The sequence below is a fragment of the Staphylococcus sp. 191 genome (assembly GCF_011174885.1).
GTDB classification, from domain to species: Bacteria; Bacillota; Bacilli; order Staphylococcales; family Staphylococcaceae; genus Staphylococcus; species Staphylococcus coagulans.
The window spans coordinates 1-1,104 of the sequence record NZ_PNRJ01000031.1 but is presented as its reverse complement, the minus strand read 5'-3'; the positions used below and the strand labels follow the sequence as shown (position 1 = coordinate 1,104).

At 47.1% G+C, this 1,104-nt stretch carries 1 rRNA gene; it reads left to right on the top strand.

Going from position 1 to position 1,104, the window contains the following annotated elements:
* Positions 1-1,104, top strand: a 23S ribosomal RNA gene (locus C1H58_RS12245); the annotation flags it as partial.

Below are 1,104 nucleotides of genomic sequence, written 5' to 3'. Positions count from 1 at the left end.
TATAAGATGCAGAAACGGGAAGAGCCCAAACCAACAAGCTTGCTTGTTGGGGTTGTAGGACACTCTATACGGAGTTACAAAAGTATTTGTTAGACGAATAACCTTGAAAGGTTAATCAGAGAAGGTAATAATCCTGTAGTCGAAAACAAATACCCTCTTGAGTGGATCCTGAGTACGACGGAGCACGTGAAATTCCGTCGGAATCTGGGAGGACCATCTCCTAAGGCTAAATACTCTCTAGTGACCGATAGTGAACCAGTACCGTGAGGGAAAGGTGAAAAGTACCCCGGAAGGGGAGTGAAAGAGAACTTGAAACCGTGTGCTTACAAGTAGTCAGAGCCCGTTAATGGGTGATGGCGTGCCTTTTGTAGAATGAACCGGCGAGTTACGATCTGATGCAAGGTTAAGCAGAAAATGTGGAGCCGTAGCGAAAGCGAGTCTGAATAGGGCGAATGAGTATTTGGTCGTAGACCCGAAACCAGGTGATCTACCCTTGGTCAGGTTGAAGTTCAGGTAACACTGAATGGAGGACCGAACCGACTTACGTTGAAAAGTGAGCGGATGAACTGAGGGTAGCGGAGAAATTCCAATCGAACTTGGAGATAGCTGGTTCTCTCCGAAATAGCTTTAGGGCTAGCCTCAAGTGATGATTATTGGAGGTAGAGCACTGTTTGGACGAGGGGCCCCTCTCGGGTTACCGAATTCAGACAAACTCCGAATGCCAAATAATTTAACTTGGGAGTCAGAACGTGGGTGATAAGGTCCATGTTCGAAAGGGAAACAGCCCAGACCACCAGCTAAGGTCCCAAAATATATGTTAAGTGGAAAAGGATGTGGCGTTGCCCAGACAACTAGGATGTTGGCTTAGAAGCAGCCATCATTTAAAGAGTGCGTAATAGCTCACTAGTCGAGTGACACTGCGCCGAAAATGTACCGGGGCTAAACATATTACCGAAGCTGTGGATTGTCCGTAGGACAATGGTAGGAGAGCGTTCTAAGGGCGTTGAAGCATGATCGTAAGGACATGTGGAGCGCTTAGAAGTGAGAATGCCGGTGTGAGTAGCGAAAGACGGGTGAGAATCCCGTCCACTATTATACACATAT